This window comes from Geobacter argillaceus (assembly GCF_007830735.1).
In the GTDB taxonomy this organism is placed as follows: domain Bacteria; phylum Desulfobacterota; class Desulfuromonadia; order Geobacterales; family DSM-12255; genus Geomobilibacter; species Geomobilibacter argillaceus.
In genome coordinates this window covers 80,443-96,712 of record NZ_VLLN01000010.1, presented here as the reverse complement: position 1 = coordinate 96,712, position 16,270 = coordinate 80,443, and the positions used below count along the sequence as shown (strand labels likewise).

15 protein-coding genes are annotated in these 16,270 nt (G+C 60.0%); 7 read left to right on the top strand and 8 right to left on the bottom strand.

Features of this window, described 5'->3' with window-relative positions; all coding sequences use genetic code 11:
• Positions 1-211 precede the first annotated feature (211 nt).
• The 6 genes from prfB to JN12_RS09820 form a co-directional block, all read right to left on the bottom strand.
• Positions 212-1,325 (bottom strand): peptide chain release factor 2 gene (gene prfB / locus JN12_RS09845; protein WP_145021888.1). Its coding sequence is split into 2 segments (ribosomal slippage): positions 212-1,255 and positions 1,257-1,325, totalling 1,113 coding nucleotides; the frame shifts between segments, so codons are not numbered across the junction.
• 95 nt (positions 1,326-1,420) lie between these two features.
• Positions 1,421-3,031, bottom strand: a complete 1,611-nt coding sequence (gene lnt, locus JN12_RS09840; RefSeq protein ID WP_246125825.1) for an apolipoprotein N-acyltransferase — start codon at positions 3,029-3,031, stop codon at positions 1,421-1,423.
• A complete protein-coding gene (locus tag JN12_RS09835; protein ID WP_145021885.1) occupies positions 3,028-3,885 on the bottom strand; it encodes a hemolysin family protein in 858 nt (285 codons plus the stop codon). Before JN12_RS09835 ends, lnt begins: the two co-directional genes overlap by 4 nt.
• Positions 3,886-3,935: 50 nt before the next feature.
• Positions 3,936-4,646 carry a diacylglycerol kinase gene (locus JN12_RS09830; protein WP_246125824.1) on the bottom strand — a complete coding sequence of 237 codons (711 nt, stop codon included), beginning with the start codon at positions 4,644-4,646 and terminating at the stop codon, positions 3,936-3,938.
• A 70-nt stretch (positions 4,647-4,716) separates the two neighbouring features.
• Positions 4,717-5,115: an rRNA maturation RNase YbeY gene (gene ybeY, locus JN12_RS09825; protein ID WP_407925382.1), complete on the bottom strand. Its 399-nt coding sequence runs from the start codon at positions 5,113-5,115 to the stop codon at positions 4,717-4,719.
• Positions 5,066-7,477, bottom strand: coding sequence for an HD family phosphohydrolase (locus JN12_RS09820; RefSeq protein ID WP_456237314.1), 2,412 nt, complete (start codon positions 7,475-7,477; stop codon positions 5,066-5,068). The genes ybeY and JN12_RS09820 overlap by 50 nt, the downstream gene beginning before the upstream one ends.
• A 139-nt stretch (positions 7,478-7,616) precedes the next feature.
• On the opposite strand from JN12_RS09820, the gene mnmH reads away from it, so the two are divergent.
• Positions 7,617-8,657, top strand: coding sequence for a tRNA 2-selenouridine(34) synthase MnmH (gene mnmH, locus JN12_RS09815; RefSeq protein ID WP_145021876.1), 1,041 nt, complete (start codon positions 7,617-7,619; stop codon positions 8,655-8,657).
• 99 nt (positions 8,658-8,756) lie between these two features.
• On the opposite strand, the gene JN12_RS09810 is transcribed toward mnmH, so the two are convergent.
• Together JN12_RS09810 and JN12_RS09805 are read right to left on the bottom strand one after the other, a co-directional pair.
• Positions 8,757-9,176 (bottom strand): PilZ domain-containing protein, encoded by a 420-nt coding sequence (locus JN12_RS09810; RefSeq protein WP_145021873.1) that lies wholly within the window; start codon positions 9,174-9,176, stop codon positions 8,757-8,759.
• Between the two features lie 40 nt (positions 9,177-9,216).
• On the bottom strand, positions 9,217-9,435 hold the full coding sequence (locus JN12_RS09805) for a hypothetical protein (protein WP_145021870.1): 219 nt from the start codon (positions 9,433-9,435) through the stop codon (positions 9,217-9,219).
• 233 nt (positions 9,436-9,668) lie between these two features.
• Between JN12_RS09805 and JN12_RS09800 the strand changes: the two genes are divergently transcribed.
• The 6 genes from JN12_RS09800 (at position 9,669) to JN12_RS09775 (ending at position 16,245) form a co-directional block, all read left to right on the top strand.
• Complete coding sequence (locus JN12_RS09800; RefSeq protein WP_145021867.1) at positions 9,669-11,018, top strand: S41 family peptidase; 1,350 nt, start codon at positions 9,669-9,671, stop codon at positions 11,016-11,018.
• A 15-nt stretch (positions 11,019-11,033) separates the two neighbouring features.
• Positions 11,034-12,896: an AAA family ATPase gene (locus tag JN12_RS09795; protein WP_145021864.1), complete on the top strand. Its 1,863-nt coding sequence runs from the start codon at positions 11,034-11,036 to the stop codon at positions 12,894-12,896.
• Entirely contained in the window at positions 12,893-13,642 is a 750-nt protein-coding gene (locus JN12_RS09790; protein ID WP_145021861.1) for a hypothetical protein, read from the top strand. Before JN12_RS09795 ends, JN12_RS09790 begins: the two co-directional genes overlap by 4 nt.
• Positions 13,643-13,694: 52 nt before the next feature.
• Entirely contained in the window at positions 13,695-14,510 is an 816-nt protein-coding gene (locus JN12_RS09785) for an RMD1 family protein (RefSeq protein ID WP_145021858.1), read from the top strand.
• 54 nt (positions 14,511-14,564) lie between these two features.
• The gene (locus tag JN12_RS09780; RefSeq protein ID WP_246125822.1) at positions 14,565-14,888 is read left to right on the top strand and encodes a CxxCxxCC domain-containing protein; all 324 of its coding nucleotides are present in this window, start codon (positions 14,565-14,567) and stop codon (positions 14,886-14,888) included.
• Between the two features lie 64 nt (positions 14,889-14,952).
• Positions 14,953-16,245, top strand: coding sequence for a DUF6178 family protein (locus JN12_RS09775; protein ID WP_145021855.1), 1,293 nt, complete (start codon positions 14,953-14,955; stop codon positions 16,243-16,245).
• The last annotated feature ends 25 nt before the right edge of the window (positions 16,246-16,270 follow it).

Here is a 16,270-nt window from a genome sequence, read left to right as displayed (position 1 = left end):
TCTTCGCCCTAATTCTACTTAGTCAGACTACGTCCCGTAGGGACAGAATGCCTGTAGCCCGGCGATTTATCGCCGGGACTCTTGGATTATCAAATCGTTTTCGTCACGTACGTGACTGAAGGGAAAGGCTAATCCATTACCGGGGGATGAATCCCCCGGCTACAGGCATTCTGTCCCGATGGGACGAAACCGATCATTTACGCAAGTAGAACTAATCGTCGGTCACGTGCCGGCGGACACCCATCAGATACGCCACCACGAACTCTTCCAGGTCACCGTCCAGCACGGCATCCGGGTTACCGGTCTCGACACCGGTCCGCAGGTCCTTGACCATCTTGTAGGGATGCAGGACATAGGAACGGATCTGGCTTCCCCAGCCGATTTCCTTCTTTTCGCCGCCGATCTCGGCGGCCTTGGACTCGCGCTCCTGAATCTCCCTCTCGTACAGCTTCGACCGGAGCACCTTCATGGCTGACGCCTTGTTCATGTGCTGGCTCCGCTCGCTCTGGCAGGCGACCACGATGCCGGTCGGCTGGTGGGTGATCCGGACCGCCGAATCGGTGGTATTGACGTGCTGACCGCCGGAGCCGCTGGAACGGTAGGTATCGATCCGCAGGTCCGACTCGTTGATCTTTACCTCGATGTCGTCGGCGATCTCGGGAAAGATGAAGACCGAGGCAAAGGATGTATGACGGCGGGCATTGCTGTCGAACGGCGAGATCCGCACCAGACGGTGAATGCCGGCCTCGGCCTTGAGGTAACCATAGGCATACTCGCCGGTCACGGTGACCGTGCAGCTCTTCATCCCCGCCTCTTCTCCGGCCTGGAATTCGGTGATCTCCCGTTTCCACCCTTTCCGTTCGCAGTAGCGGAGGTACATGCGCAGCAGCATCTCGGCCCAGTCCTGGGATTCGGTGCCACCGGCGCCGGCATTGATGGAAAGGTAGCAGGAGTTCCGGTCGTGGGGGCCGGAGAGCATCTTCTGGAACTCGGCCGCCTCCACCCCCTTTTCCAGGATATCGTTCAGCTCATGCACCTCGCCAAGGGTGGCCTCGTCCCCGGCCTCACTCCCCAGTTCGATCAGCACCTTGACGTCCTCGATCTGACTGCAGAGCCGGTCCCATCCCTCGACGGCCTTCTCCAGCACCGTCCGCTCCTTCAATATCTCCTGGGCCGCATCCGGATTGTCCCAAAAACCGGGAACCGCAATCCGCGCCTCCATCTCCTGCAGGTCTTCCCGCTTGCGATCTATGTCAAAGGGACCCCCGAAGTTTGGCGATCCGCTCTGCAAAGGCTTCCATTCTGGCAACTTCTTCTCTGAACATCGGTAACTCCTTTGTTGTTTAAGTCACAAACCGAACTGCAATTGAACGCGGATGGACGCGGATTGAATGGATTTACGCGGATCTAAAAAAACACTTTATCCGTGTTGATCTGCTTTCTTCCGCGTTGATCCGTGTTGAATTGCCTTTGCTTTTTCTGTCCGGTTACGGTTTCGGCATCCCATTCCCGCCATAATCGCCAACGCAGCCAGGCAGCCCCGGGCAAAGAGATCACCAACCCGGGTATACACGGTCTGTTCAGTCCCGAGCCGGACCTCGCCGGTCAGGACAGCCTCCCGGAAAATCCTGGTCATCCCCTGGAAATGCCCCTTGCTGTCAATGACCGAGGTGATGCCGGTATTGGCTGCCCGCACCAGCGGCACCCGGTTCTCCACTGCCCGGAAAACCGCCATGGAAAGATGCTGGGCCGGGGCTGACGAGCGACCGTACCAGGCATCGTTGGTGATGTTCACCAAAAGCTGCCCCCCCTGTCGGACATAGTCGCGGGAGATCTCCGGAAAAATTCCCTCGAAACAGACCAGGACACCGAGCTTGCCGAACGGTGCCGTCAAAGGTGCCATCTCCCTGCCGGGGGAAAAGTCGCCGACCCCCTCCACCAGTTTGTGGACAAAGGGGAGGACCCCGGCCAGGGGTACGTATTCACCGAACGGCACCAGGTGGACCTTGTCGCCCCGCCCGAGCATTTCACCGCCAGGCCCGATCAGAAAGGCACTGTTCAGATAACGGACCGTAGCGTCATCCTTCTCGTAGGCCGGACTACCCACTACCAGAGAAGCTTTCAGTTCCCGCGCCAGGGCTCGCACCCGACCGGCATACTGTTCCTCCATCTGGAAGTAAAACGGCAGCGCGCTCTCGGGCCATACCAGGAGATCACTGCTTCCCGGAGCCACCGTGCGGGAAAGCCGTTCGTAAATGGCAACGGTCTCCTGCTGAAAGGCGGGACTCCACTTGATGTCCTGGGGGATATTCCCCTGAACCAGGGCAACCCGGACCCGCTTGCCGGTCTCAGGCGCATTCAGCCGGAATGCCCCGTAACCCAGCACCGTCAGCAGAAGCAGGACCAGGATGGCACCGCTCTTGGCAGGGTAGCGGCTACCATCCCTGAGCACGAGAGACTTCACCACCATTGCAGCCACTACGTTGGCAAAGGCAATCAAACAGCCAAGACCGTAGATGCCGGCCAAGTCGGCCACCTGGATGAGCGGCAGGGTTCGGTACTGGGAGTAGGCCAGGCTCGCCCAGGGGAAACCGGTGAGGAGAAACGACCGGACATACTCCAGGGCGGTCCAGATCAGGGGGAAGGAAAGCAGGGGAGAAATCCCGACCCCTGCGCACCAGCGGACCAGCGCCATGGTGCCACCGACATACAGGGCTAAATAAGCGGCCAGGACAAGTGACAGGGAGATGCTGACCGCCAGGGGAAGCTTGCCGAAGGTGGTCATAACGATATTGAGCCAGTAGAGAATCCCGGCGTAGGCCGTAAGCCCGGACACCATACCGAAGCGAAAGGCCTGTCGCGGAGAAGCGTCATTACACGCCACCAGGAGCGGCACGAAGGCCACCCAGGCAAGAAACGCAATCCCCGGCAGCGGAAAGGAGAGGGCCAGGAGGATACCGGTGGAAAGCGCAGCCAGCAGGGCGTAGCGTCCCGGCTGCTCTCCGTTTATTGAGGAGCGTTGCTGGATCACGATGCCGGAGTTGCCTCCTCCGTTACGGACCGGCGGACGACACGGACCTTGCTGATCCGTCGTTCATCGGCATCCAGCACGGTCAGGAGGAGCCCGTTGCACGCAACCTCCTCACCGCTACAGGGAATTCTCCCGAGCAGGTAGAAGATCAGCCCGCCAACCGTATCGAACTTTTCCCGCTCGACATTGATGCCGAAATGCCCTTCCAACTCCTCGATGGGGAGACGGGCATCCACAACGACCGTGCCGTCAGCCCCCTCGGTCAGCCATTCCTCCTCCAGGTCGTACTCGTCCTGGATGTCCCCCACGATCTGCTCCAGCAGGTCCTCGATGGTGACCAGGCCGGAAGTGCCGCCGTACTCGTCGATGACGATTGCCAGGTGCACCCGACGCTTCTTGAACTCCTGGAGCAGTTCCTCCAGGTTTTTGGTTTCCGGAATGAAGAACGGGGCGCGCAACAGCTTGCGTACCACCAGGGCCGATTCGTCCTGGCCCCAGCTCTTCAGGAGGTCCTTGGCGTAGAGAATGCCGACGACGTTATCGATGGTCCCTTCGAAGACCGGTATCCGGGAGTGGCCGCAGGCGATGATCGCCTGCAGGACCTCGTTGATCGGCGCATCGACGGTCAGTGAGGCCATGTCGGTCCGGGGAACCATGATCTCGCGCACCACCGTGTCCCGCAGGGCAAAGATGGCGCGGATCATCTCGTTTTCTTCCTCGTTGATGAGCCCCTCTTCCTCGCCGGCATCCATCAACTCCTGGATCTCCTCCTCGGTCACCTTCTTCCGGCCGCGGAGGAAACGCCCGATAGCCTCCATGAGGCCGGGACTCTTGCGAAGAGCACCTTCGTCCAAGGTCAGTACCCCTCCTGTCTGTTATCTGGATAATACTGGTGACGTCTCATTCAGTTAAGCGCCGCCTTGAAGACCAGGACCACCACCAGTGTGATAGCCGTTCCGGTCACCCCGCCCAAAACGACCTCCCGCAGTGAGTGGATACGCATGAGTAGCCGGGAGTGGCTGACCATGGCCGCCAGGACGATGGTCAGGATGGAGGTGATCGGGTCCTGAGTCTTGAGGGAAACCAGGGTGGCAATGGTAAAGGCGATAGCTGCATGGCCGCTGGGCAACCCACCGTGCATTGGCGTCCCTTTACCGGACATGGCTTTGAAAATGACGACCACAATCACCACCAGGAGCAGGGAGACGATCGCTCCCAAGTCCGCAGGTGTTCCTATCATGCCGAGAGCCTCCTTGTAAATGGGGAAAACATACCGGGCAAGGATCAGGTAGCCGGTAACCATGGCGCCGATGGCCGACACCAGGACACTTCCGGCAGCCACATCCTTGGCGATCCTGGCCATGGGGTGATATTCGGGAGAAATCATGTCCACCACCACCTCAACGGCAGTGTTCATCAGTTCGGCAAACAGCACGAAGGAAACGGAAACCGCCAGAAGGGTGAACTCCAGGGCCGAGACCCGCAGAAACAGTACCAGGAGCAGCAGAACCAGGGCCGAGATGAAATGGTTCCGCATATGCTTCTGGGTACGGGCGGTATAAATGATCCCGTCAATGGCGCAGTTGACGGATTCTATGAAACGGGTCGGTTTCAAACGGCATCCTGTAGGGGCGGGGTTTCCCCGCCCTGATTCATGCATTGAGCCGGGTGGGGAAACCCCACCCCTACACGAACCCTTCCTGTTGCAACAGAGCAAAGAGCTCCCGCTCCTTCGCCTCCATCCGCTCTGCTTCCGCCTCGCCGCTCCGCTCGTGGTCGTAGCCGGTCAGGTGCAGAATGCCGTGGAGCAGGAGGAACACGAGCCGGGAGTTGTAGCTGTCCCCCCCATCTTCCGCTTCGCGGGCCGCGGTATCGGCAGAAATCACCACATCACCCAGAAGTTCGGGATTGATGGCGCCGAACGCCCCCTCCTGCATGGGGAACGAGATGACGTTGGTGGCCTTGTCCCGCCCCAGATAGTCCCGGTTAAGGCGCCTGATGCTCCGGTCGCCGACGATGGTGACCGAAAGCTCGCTAGCGGGACATGCCAAGGCGCTTAATATCCTCTGCGCCACCTTTTTCAGTTCTTTCGCCGAGGTCGGCCACCGCCTTTGGCGGTTCGTTACCGTGACTGTCACCCTGTTTCTTACCTCCTGCCACTTTTTCCTTAAACGCCGGTTCGGGATAATCGATCCGGTGATGATGTATCCCGGTCAGGATCTGAATGAAACTCTTGGCGATCTCGTGCAGGTTCTTCAGGGTCAGTTCGCATTCGTCGAGTTGACCATCGGTGAAGATGCTGCTGATGATCTTCTGCACCATCCCCTGGATGCGGGCCGGCGTCGGATCGGCGAGGGTGCGTGAGGCGGCCTCCACGCAGTCGGCCAGGAGCACCAGCCCGGCTTCACGGGTCTGGGGCTTGGGACCCGGATAGCGAAAGTCCCGCTCGTCCACCGGCTGGTCCGGCCCGGCCTGCCCCTTGGCCTTCTGGTAGAAGTAGCTGATGAGGGCAGAGCCATGGGACTGGCGGATCATGTCGATGATCGGCTGCCCCAGACGGTGCTGGCGGGCCAGTTCAACCCCTTCTTTCACGTGGGAAATGAGGATCAGTGCGCTCATGTTTGGTGAGAGCTTGTCATGCCGGTTCTCGCCGCCACCCAGGTTCTCGATGAAGTACAGGGGTTTGCTGACCTTGCCGATATCGTGATAATAGGCAGCCACCCGTGCCAGGAGTGGATTGGCGTTGATCGCCTCTGCCGCCGCCTCCACCAGGGTACCGACCAGGACGCTGTGGTGATAGGTGCCCGGTGCCCGCACCATGAGATCCCGCAGCAGGGACGAATTCAGATTGGCCAGTTCCAGGAGCTTGATGTCGGTCGTATAGAGGAAGAGCGACTCGATGAGCGGGATGGTCCCGGAAACGAAGACGGCATTGATGACCCCGCCGGCAAAGGCGAAGAGCACGCAGTACACGGTCTGGAGCGTGAACAGGGTGTCCCCCCCCAACTGGAAGGAAAGGGCCACCGCCACGTTGGCCACGCTCACCTTTGCCCCGGCCTTGTAGATGGTGCTCCGGTCCTTGCAATGACGCACGCCATGGGCGCCGACAATCCCCCCCAATAGCGAGTAGATCACCACCGGAAGGCTGTTGTTGAACATGATCCCATAGAGCGGCGCGCAGATGGCGCAGTACACCAGGGCGACTTCCGAGTTGAGAACAATCCTGACCAGAATGGCACCGGCGGCAAACGGCAACAGATAGGCGTAGGAGGCGGTTTCGATCGCCGGAAATGCCCCCCCCATGACGCTGGAAACCACATAGGCCAGCTTGATGACCAGGAAATTACCCGCCGTCACCAGCGAAAGGAAGAGAAGATCCTTGGTTGAGGGGTTGAACTTCCGGATGTTCTTGCGGGCAAAGCGAAACGGTAAATAAAAGAGGATCATGGCCAGGCCGAGGGTGCCGGCCCCCATCAGCATCCGGTTACGGTGCGGCCGTTCGGAAAAGATCTTCTGCAGCTTGAACGACTGTTCAGGCGAGATCCGCTCCCCCACCCGGACGATCATCTCCCCTCTTTTCACTTGAAGAAGTACCGGATTGACAGCGGCCCGCGCCACCTTGCGTTTTTCCTCTGAGGCGGTGCGGTTGTAGATGAGATTCGGGCGAATCAACCTCCCCAAAAGTTGTTTAAGAAGCTCACTGTCCAGCGAATCCCCAACCGACAGGAGGTTGCTGTTGGCCAGGAGGGCGCGCACCTCGGGGAGATCGATGACGTTGAAGGATGCACCGTCGCCAACCACCTGGCCTGACACGGGATCGAGAAGAACGACTCCACGCAGGCGGTCGGCAGCGAACGAACGATGGTCGGCTACCACATGCCTGCTGTAGATGCGCGCCAGCACTCTTCGCACTTCGGCAATAAAGAGCCGTTCGGACTTGATCCTGGCCAGGGCGCTCAGTTCCGCACTATTCAGATCCATTCCCAGCGTCTGGGAGAGTGTCGCCCGAATGGTCTCGCGATCAAGTCCCTCGGCCGATCCCTTCATGTCAATCAACTGGGCCATTCCCTGGGTCAACCGTTCGGCAATGTCCTGTCCCATCGTCAACTGCAGGTCATACACCACCGGTGCGGCCGCTTCCGCGTCAGCCCGTTTTTTGTCGGTCAGGGGGTCGTCTTCAATGAGAAAATCACCGGGAGAGCGGATGTCTGCGATGGCGATCTCGCCGGCCTTGTAGGTAACGGCAAGAAAGTGCTGATCAGGGAGAATGAGAAAGGTGACAACCGAGATAGTTGCCAAAAGAAGAATGAGACGATCCCGCCTGGCATACTTGTCGTTTGCCAGCCGCCTGGTCAGGGAATCCTGGAGTTGCCCCCAGAGCTTCGCCAGCGAGCCGCCGCCGGCAGTATCCTTTTCACCACCCGGGGTGGACATGTGCTTGTACACTTACCTCACAGGCGCCTTTCGGTCGCCGGAAAAACAATCGGTTTACTATGCCCGATTACCAGGCCTCTGTCAACTACAGGAGCGGCTCTCCTTGCATTCCACCTCACCGGTGACTATAATCCGGCCAAAGGAGCATCCCATGCCTCAAACCGTGCAGTTCGATCCGTCCAGCATGGGTACCCACCTGTTCGTGGATGTCCGCACCCCGCTGGAATATAGCGAAGACCATATTCCCGGAGCCATCAACGTCCCGCTTCTCACCAACGAGGAACGGGTAGAGATCGGCACTCTTTACAAGCAGGTTGGTCCCCGTATGGCCCGCCGTCGCGGCCTGGAGCTGACCGCCGGCCGGCTGCCCGTCATGGTGGCGGAAATCGACCGGGCTGCCGCCGGTCGTCCCATCATTGTCTACTGCTGGCGCGGCGGGTTACGGAGCAAGACCGTTGCCGCAGTCCTCGACCTGACCGGGTTCCCGGTGCAGCAACTGGTCGGAGGCTACAAGGCATTCCGTAACATTGTCAGCGCCACCTTCGAAAACTTCGCCCCCCCCGGCCCCCTGGTCGTCCTGCACGGGTTGACCGGCATCGGCAAAACCACCTTTCTCACGCATCTGCAGGACTATGGCGAGACGACCATCGACCTGGAAGGGCTCGCCTGTCACCGGGGGTCTGCCTTCGGCTCGCTGGGACTATCCCAGGAGCTGTCCCAGAAACATTTCGAGACCCTCCTTTGGGACGCCTTCCGACTATGTCCGCTCGGCCGGCCGATCTTCATCGAAGGGGAGAGCCGTCGCATCGGCAAGCTGTTCCTGCCGGGGAACCTGTACGAGGTCATGCGGGAGAGTATCAAGGTCTGGAGCGAGGCCTCGCGGGAAACGAGGGTGCAACGGCTCTTGGAAGAGTATGGAAAAGTTGAATACCGGGAGATGATGGCCGACGCCCTGATGAGGATCAGGAAAAAACTGGGGGGGGAACAGTACGCCGATCTGGCCGGGTATCTTGAGCGGTGGGAATTGGGACTGCTCACCGAAGGGCTCATGGCCCACTACTATGACCGACTTTACTACAGAGAGCGACCATGGGTGGAAGACCTCCGGTTATCCCTGGAAGACTTCGGCGCAGCGCGCCGGGAACTCTTGTCATTCCTTGAGAAAAAGGGGCTACCGACCTCCTCAGGATAAAAAAAAGGGAACATCCCTCTGTTCCTCTCACCGGCACAACAAAAACCCGGACACTGCTCCTTACCTACCACGCAACGTGGCCACCAGTAGCCGACGGAATCAGGAGGACGGGATATGATCATCCTGCGCAGCCAGGACATACTCGTAAAACTCGTCGGTCAGTCGCTGCGGATTTCCCTTGTGGAAGGCAAGCAGGTGCTCCAGATGGAGAAGTTTGTACACATCCAGGTGGGGAGAAAACAGCCCGACGCCGCCATCGGCGAGCCTGGCAACGGTCCCGGGAATCGTAACGGAAAGGGTGGCCGATCCTTCCAGAAAGTAGATGGAGAGTTGCACCGAATCGTTAACGGCAAACTTGCCGTCGGTCTTGAGAAACGCTCCCAGATTGCTCACGTTCCTGATCTCTCCGAATGTTGTCCGGTTGTTGTGCTCGATGAAGGCCGGGGCCTGGAATTCAATGCGTCGATATTTTCGCCGTTCGGCACCACCAACCGCTCTGACTTCAACGACCTGATCCATATGGCCCCCGTTTCGTGACAGTACATTCCACCGGCATCACTCAATGTTCGTCGCCATCCCGCCTTTTGACCCGCTCCCGGCCAGCATCAACAGGTTGAAACTTTAAGTTCCCGTCCGGACAGTCCTTGAGTTCCGAGGCATCGTGCAGGTACAATCCGGCTTCGGCGAGGTGTTCTTCTATAATCGCTTTCATATCCCGTGCCGGGGCCTTTTTTGCTCTGCGAAAATCATCAAGGATGTAAACCTTGCAGGTACCCATACCCAACTCCTTACTTCACGTCATCCAGATGAATTGTTATATCGTCGACGCCCGGCTTTTCTTTATTGCTATTTTCACATTTGGCCCCTTGGCAGCGCCCTTCTGAGCACCACTACTCTCAATTGCGGCACGACAAAGGGAGTTGACTTATTCCGTCGCTACCCCGTATAAGTAACAGGGGCAGCGCGCCTTTTCCCGCCTGCAGTCCGCAATTTCACGTATGGAGCCCCGCCATGTCACGCACCACCAAGTGGCTGATCATCTGCGCCAGCGTGGCCGTTCTGAGCGCCGCACTAATAGGTCTGACGCTACGCCGGCACGGGCAGAGACCCGCTGTCCGGGAGCAAAGCCAACTGAAACTCCTGAAAGATGTTATTGGCATTGTCAAGAAAAGCTACGTTGAAGAGGTGGATACCAAGAAGCTTCTCACCGGCGCCGTTGAAGGAATGCTCGCAACCCTCGATCCCCACAGCGCCTTTATGACCCCGGAGCCGTACAGGGAGATGCAGATATCCATGTCCGGCTCTTTCGGCGGACTCGGCATCGAGATCAACATCAGGGACGAGAAACTGACGGTCATTTCTCCGATAGAAGACACGCCGGCCTTTCGTGCCGGGATCAAGGCCAATGACTACATCTGGAAGATCGGCGACAAGCTGACCAAAGGGATGACTATAACCCAGGCGGTCAACCTGATGCGCGGCCCCAAGGGGACCAGGGTCACCCTGACCATCCTTCGTGAGGGCCAGAAAACCCCTCTCGCCTTTCACCTCGTCCGCGACACCATCAACACCAAAAGTCTCAAGGCACGCACCCTGGAGCCCGGTTACGGCTACATCCGCATCACCCAGTTCCAGGAACGGACCGGCCAGGATTTCCAGAAGACCCTCCAACTCCTCCGCCGGGAAAACAACGGCACCCTGAAAGGACTTATCCTCGATCTGCGCAACAACCCGGGCGGCCTGGTGGATACGGCCACCCAGGTAGTCGACCCGTTCATCGGCGAAGGGACGTCGGACGGGACCATCGTATCCATGCGTGGCCGGACCCCCGATGCCCAACGCAACTATTACGCCCATTTCGGCCCCAAGGAGCCACACTACCCCATTGTCGTCCTCATCAACGGGGCAAGCGCCAGTGCCTCGGAAATCATTGCCGGGGCATTGCAGGACCAGAAACGGGCCATTATCATGGGGACCCAGAGCTATGGCAAGGGATCGGTCCAGTCGGTCATAACCCTGCGGGACGGCTATGGTCTCAAGCTGACCACCGCCCGCTACTACACCCCTTCCGGCCGCTCGATCCAGGCCAAAGGGATCAGGCCGGACATCATCGTTGCCCAGAGCGACGTGGCGAACAAAACAAACGGTTCCGCCCCATCGCCCCACACTGCCACATTCGGCAACCGTTCGTCCATGCCTGCCGCGGTGAAGCCGTCGCACCGCACCTCACCGCCCGTTGCCGCGGAAGGGGATCTGGCCAACGACTTCCAACTCTCCAGGGCGCTGGAAACACTGAAAGGGCTCAACATTTTTGCAGGTCTTGCCAGCAAACCCGCCACCGTCACCGGCGGCGGCAAATAGCCTTCGGGCCTGCCCATGTACTGCGAATTCTATGGGTTTCAGGAGAAGCCGTTCAGCGTTACCCCCAATCCGCGCTTTCTTTTTCTCAGCAAGCACCATCGGGAAGCGTTCGCCCACCTCCTGTACGGAATCGACAACCACGCCGGCTTCATCGAACTGACCGGCGAGGTGGGAACCGGCAAGACCACAATTCTCCGCACCCTCCTTGAACAGATGGACGACGGCAGCCACCGCACCGCCCTCATCTTCAACCCCTGCCTTTCCGCCCTCGAACTCCTCAGAAGCGTCAACCGGGAATTCGATCTGCCGAGCGAAGGGCTCGGTACGGCTGAGCTTCTGGAGACGCTTAACCAGTTCCTGCTGAACGAAAACAGCCGGGGACGCACCGTGGTCCTGGCCATCGACGAGGCGCAGCACCTGGAACCGCAGGTTTTGGAACAGATCCGCCTGATCTCCAACCTGGAGACCGATACGGACAAGCTGATCCAGATCGTCCTGGCCGGCCAGCCGGAGCTCAAGCGGCTGCTGGAACGGCCGGACCTGCGCCAACTGGCTCAGCGGATGACAGTCCGCTACCACCTGCTCCCTCTGGACCGGGAGGATACGGCCGCCTACATCCACCACCGGATACTGGTGGCCGGCGGCGCGGCAAACGTCGTCTTCTCGCCGGCGGCAGTACGGGCCATCTTCCATTACGCCCAGGGCTCACCCAGAATCATCAATATCGCCTGCGACCGGGCACTGCTGGTGGCATACACCGAGGAGACCCGCAACGTCAGCGGCAGAATTGCCCGCCGGGCCATTGGCGAATTGACCGGGCCGGACCGTCGCCCCGTCCGGTTCACCAAGGGATGGGCGGCTGCGGCCGTCACCGGCATTATCGTCGGCGGAGTGGCGATACTGGCAATGGTTCTCGCGTTCCGACCGTCATTGCGCTCGTCCCGGAACAAGCCGGCCACCGCGGCGATACATCAACAGGCAAAGCAGACAACAGCCCGTCCGGCACCACAACCGGTAGCGCACAAACAGCTCCCTGCACCGGAAAAGGCCGTGCAGTCTCCCCCCGCAGCAATTCCTGCGGCAACCTCTCCGGCAACAGTACCGCCGCAGGGATTAAAGCCGGCAGTAAAACCTGTGGCAAAGCCAGCGGTACCGACCCCATCGCTTCCGCCGCCACAACCACGGACAATGAAATCTGCTGGCCCGCCAACGATCCCCGCAGCAAGCACAAAACCAGCCGCACTTCCCTCTCTTCTGGCCAAGCTTCCGGAAGGACCGGAACCGGCATTCAACGCCGTTGCCCGGCTCTGGAACGCCCCAGCTGCCAATGGAAAAGAAAAACCGCATTCCCTCGAGGAACTGGCGCGTAAAAGCGGCCTCTCTCTGGCCACCTTCAACGGCAAGACCGGTTTTCTGCAGCGAATGAACACCCCTGCCATCCTGGAGTGGAAGGTACCGGGAGGCGGTACCCGCTATGTCGCCGTCACCGGCATCACAAAGGACCGGATAACCACGGTGCCGGCCCTGCCCGGCAGTGGCCCACTGACCCGCAAGGAACTGGAAAAGCAGTGGTCCGGTCGCGGCTACCTCCTCTGGAAGAACCACCAGGACATCCCTGTCGACCTCTCGCCCGGCTCGGCGGACGTTGCCGCCATCCGTCTCCAGATCCTCCTGACCGGCGCCGGTTTTTTCAGCAGCGAGCCGAGCGGCCTGTTCGATGAGGCAACCCGCAAGGCGCTTGCCGACTATCAGAAAGCGCGGGGACTCAAGGCCGACGGCCGGCCCGGCGCCCAGACGCTGCTGCTGCTCTATCGGGATGGTGGCAGGTTCCCCACGCCGCAACTCGGCGCAAACGGGTCAGGCGGTAAAAAGAGATGAGCTCAATCCTGAATGCACTGAAAAAACTGGACGCAGAGAAAGCGGCCCGGCTCTCGGGCCAAGTGGAGATCTCCCGGGCCATCCTCACGGAAAAACCGTCACGGTCCGGCCGCCGGATGCCGGTTTTGGTAATTGGCAGCAGCGTTCTCCTGGCAGTAGCGGTCCTGGCCGGCAGCATGATGCTCTGGCATGGCCGTAGCACCCCCTCTGCCGGCAAACTCCTGGCGAACGCACCCCAGTTGCCGGCTCAACCGGCACCCGTCAAAGCAACCCCGTCGCCCCAACCGGCCGCCAGGCCGAGCAGTACCGTTCCGGCCACACCGGCAACAGTAGTCACCCGCAGGCCGCTAGCTGCCGTGCCCTCACCACCGCCACTGCCAACACCAACGGCGCAGGCACCACGCCAGACATCTCCCACACCTCAGCGACAGGTACCGACGGCACCGATCTCCAAACCGTTGCCAGGCCCCAACGCACCACCCCAGACTCCGGTTGAAACAGTGGCCAGACCTGTGCCGGCCCCCTCCGCCCCGCACCCCCATGCGGTGCCGGCACTGCGCGTCTCGGGCATTGCCTGGCAGAAAGACAGCGCCTCCCGGCTGGCCATCGTCAACGGCCAGCCAGTGGGGCTGGGAGTTGATGTCGGGGGAGCCACGGTGGACGAGATCTTTCCCGACCGGGTACGTTTTACCTACAAGGGAGAAAAGGTCGAAGTCGGTCTGGGAAGAAGTTCAAAGGACGACTGAAGAAACCTCCTCTGTTTGCGAATCAGCAACGATCCGTTATGCTGTACCTATCATGGAAACCTTCACCTTCACCGCCTTCGCCCTCGGTGGCGAACTGGACCTGAACCGCCTGGCAGCCTCGCTGGAGATCGCACGCCGCTATCGCTGGGAAGAACCGATGCGCCTCGATCCGCTGACCCTTGCCCCCTGCGGCGGGGCCGAGCGGGAGCAGGTCTATCTCTACCACTTCGGCGGACTGGTCTTTCTGAACTGCGGCAACGAGACCATCACCACGTTCCTGAACCGGTTGCGCGGCATTGCCGGCATCGTCAAGGGAGAGCAGCACCTCAAGTTCAGGGAAGAGTACGAACTCCGCATCGCACCGGAAGAGCCGGCCATTACCAACGATTACGCAGTCATGGACCATTTCGATCAGGCATACATCGACATCGTCTGTTTTGTGATCGCCAAGTCAGTGGCACTGGAAAGGATCGAAGGACAGGTGGAAACGGTCCTGGACGACATGGAGGGGGTGATCGGCAACCTGGGGCAAGGAAACCTGAATATCCCCGACCAACGGCTGGCGAGGCTCGCCTCTTCCATCCTCAACTTCAAGTACCTTTCCATTGCCCATATCATGGTGCTGGACAAGCCGGAGATCACCTGGGACAACCCCGAGGCGGACCGACTCTACCTGACCATGGCCACCCACTTCGAACTGGATCAGCGCTATCAGGAGATCAAGCACAAGTCCGAGACCCTCCTGGACATCACCGAGGTATTCAGCGGTCTCTCCCACGCCCGCCGGTCGGCCCGCCTGGAGTGGATCATCATCATCCTGATCGCCATCGAGATCGGGCTGTTCCTGGTGGAAATGGTCCGCCGCTAGCCGGGCAAACCATGGATTGACACGCTTCACCGTCTGGTTTATTCTTTCCAGTCCATGACATACGACCATATTGACGATACCGCGTGGGATGCTCTTTGTAACCGCTGCGGCCAGTGCTGCTTCGAGAAGATCGAGAACGAGCGGGGGACCATCTTCTACACCCAGACCCCATGCCGCTACCTGGATGTGGTGAGCAGGCAGTGCAAGGTCTACGACCGGCGCGCCACCATCAATCCGGCCTGCATAAAACTGACACCGGAGCTCCTCCAACAGCTCCGCTGGCTTCACCCCGACTGTGGCTACCGCCGCGCCTTTCCCGAACTGACCCCCGCCAAAACAGACGTAAGGAAACAGACACGGAAGGGCAGGAAACCGTAACCCTGACCGCCGGTTCTGCCCCGAGCCCCAAAAAAACGTCTCAAACTAACACAGGAGTCGAATCGTGCCCGCATCAGATAACCACAACAGCGCCAAGCTCACCCTGATCAAGGGCAACCGGCTGACACCGCAGGAATTCTCCCGGCTCTCCTTTCCGGACAAGCTGGACCACCTGCACCGCCTCGACGGCAAAGCCCAACTCGACCTGCTCCTCACCGACGCCGATGGCCAACGGCTCACCCAGGCCCTCCCGCCGCTGGAAATCTATCAGCTGGCAGCAGATGTGGGACAGGAGAGCGCTGCCGACCTTCTCTCGCTGGTCTCGCCGCGCCAGGAGCTGTTCATCCTTGATCAGGAACTGTGGGACAATGGCGAATTTCTCCCCGACCGTGCCTTCGCCTGGCTGGGGACCATCCTTGCCGCCGGCGAAGACCATTTCCTGCAGATCCTTCCTCACCTGGAACTGGAGCTCCTCATCCTCACCCTGAAACAGGGGGTGATCGTACGAGGGGGGATGGGCGACCTGATATCCGACGAAGAACGGGACATCGAGTGGGACCACAGTTTCGACGACTGCTACTTCCTGAAGTTCATCAACCAGGAGTACGCCCAACTCATCGGCATGTTCCTGGATATCGTCTTCCGCATCGATCAGCACCTTTATCTGGCCCTGATGGAAGGAATCAAGGGGGAACTGGTGATCGAACAGGCCGAGCTCTGTCTCCAATTCCGGGCCGGTCGTCTGGCCGACGAAGGGATACCGTCCCTGGAGGAGTCGCTGACGGTCTATACGCGGGTGAGTCCGGACTCCTTTCGCCTTGCTGGCGACAAAGTTTTGGCCCCGATCAGGAACGACACCGGCCTCGCCACCACCCACCAGCCTGCGACCGACACCCTGGTTGCCAGGCTGCTGGCCCGGCTGGCCTCACCGGAGCTCACCCGGGAGCTGCAGTACCTGATCAACAAGGCACTGGTAGCAGACAGGGTTCAGCTCACCAACGGGGACGCGGTGCAGAGAACCGGAGAACGTGTCGCCGGGCTCTTGAGCATCGCCCTTGAGCATCTCTCCGGCGGTGACGAAGAGCAGGCCCTGGCCATTATCCGCAAAGAGTTCCTGCTCAGGCTGTTTCATCTCGGCTACAGCATCGTGATGGGGCTCCACGACCGGGCCGGCGCAGTGACCAGTGACGACTACCCGACCAAAAAGGCGCTGAGCGGAGTCATGGAGAAACGTCCCCGTTTCTACCGGGGTCTGGACCCGGACGGGGTGGACGACTACCGTGAATTCTCGGCACTGGCCAATGTACGCAGGGTGGAGTGGTTGCTTACCCAGGTGGCGGGCTCTGAACAGGCGTAGACAGAATGTGTCCCGTTGCCTTTTG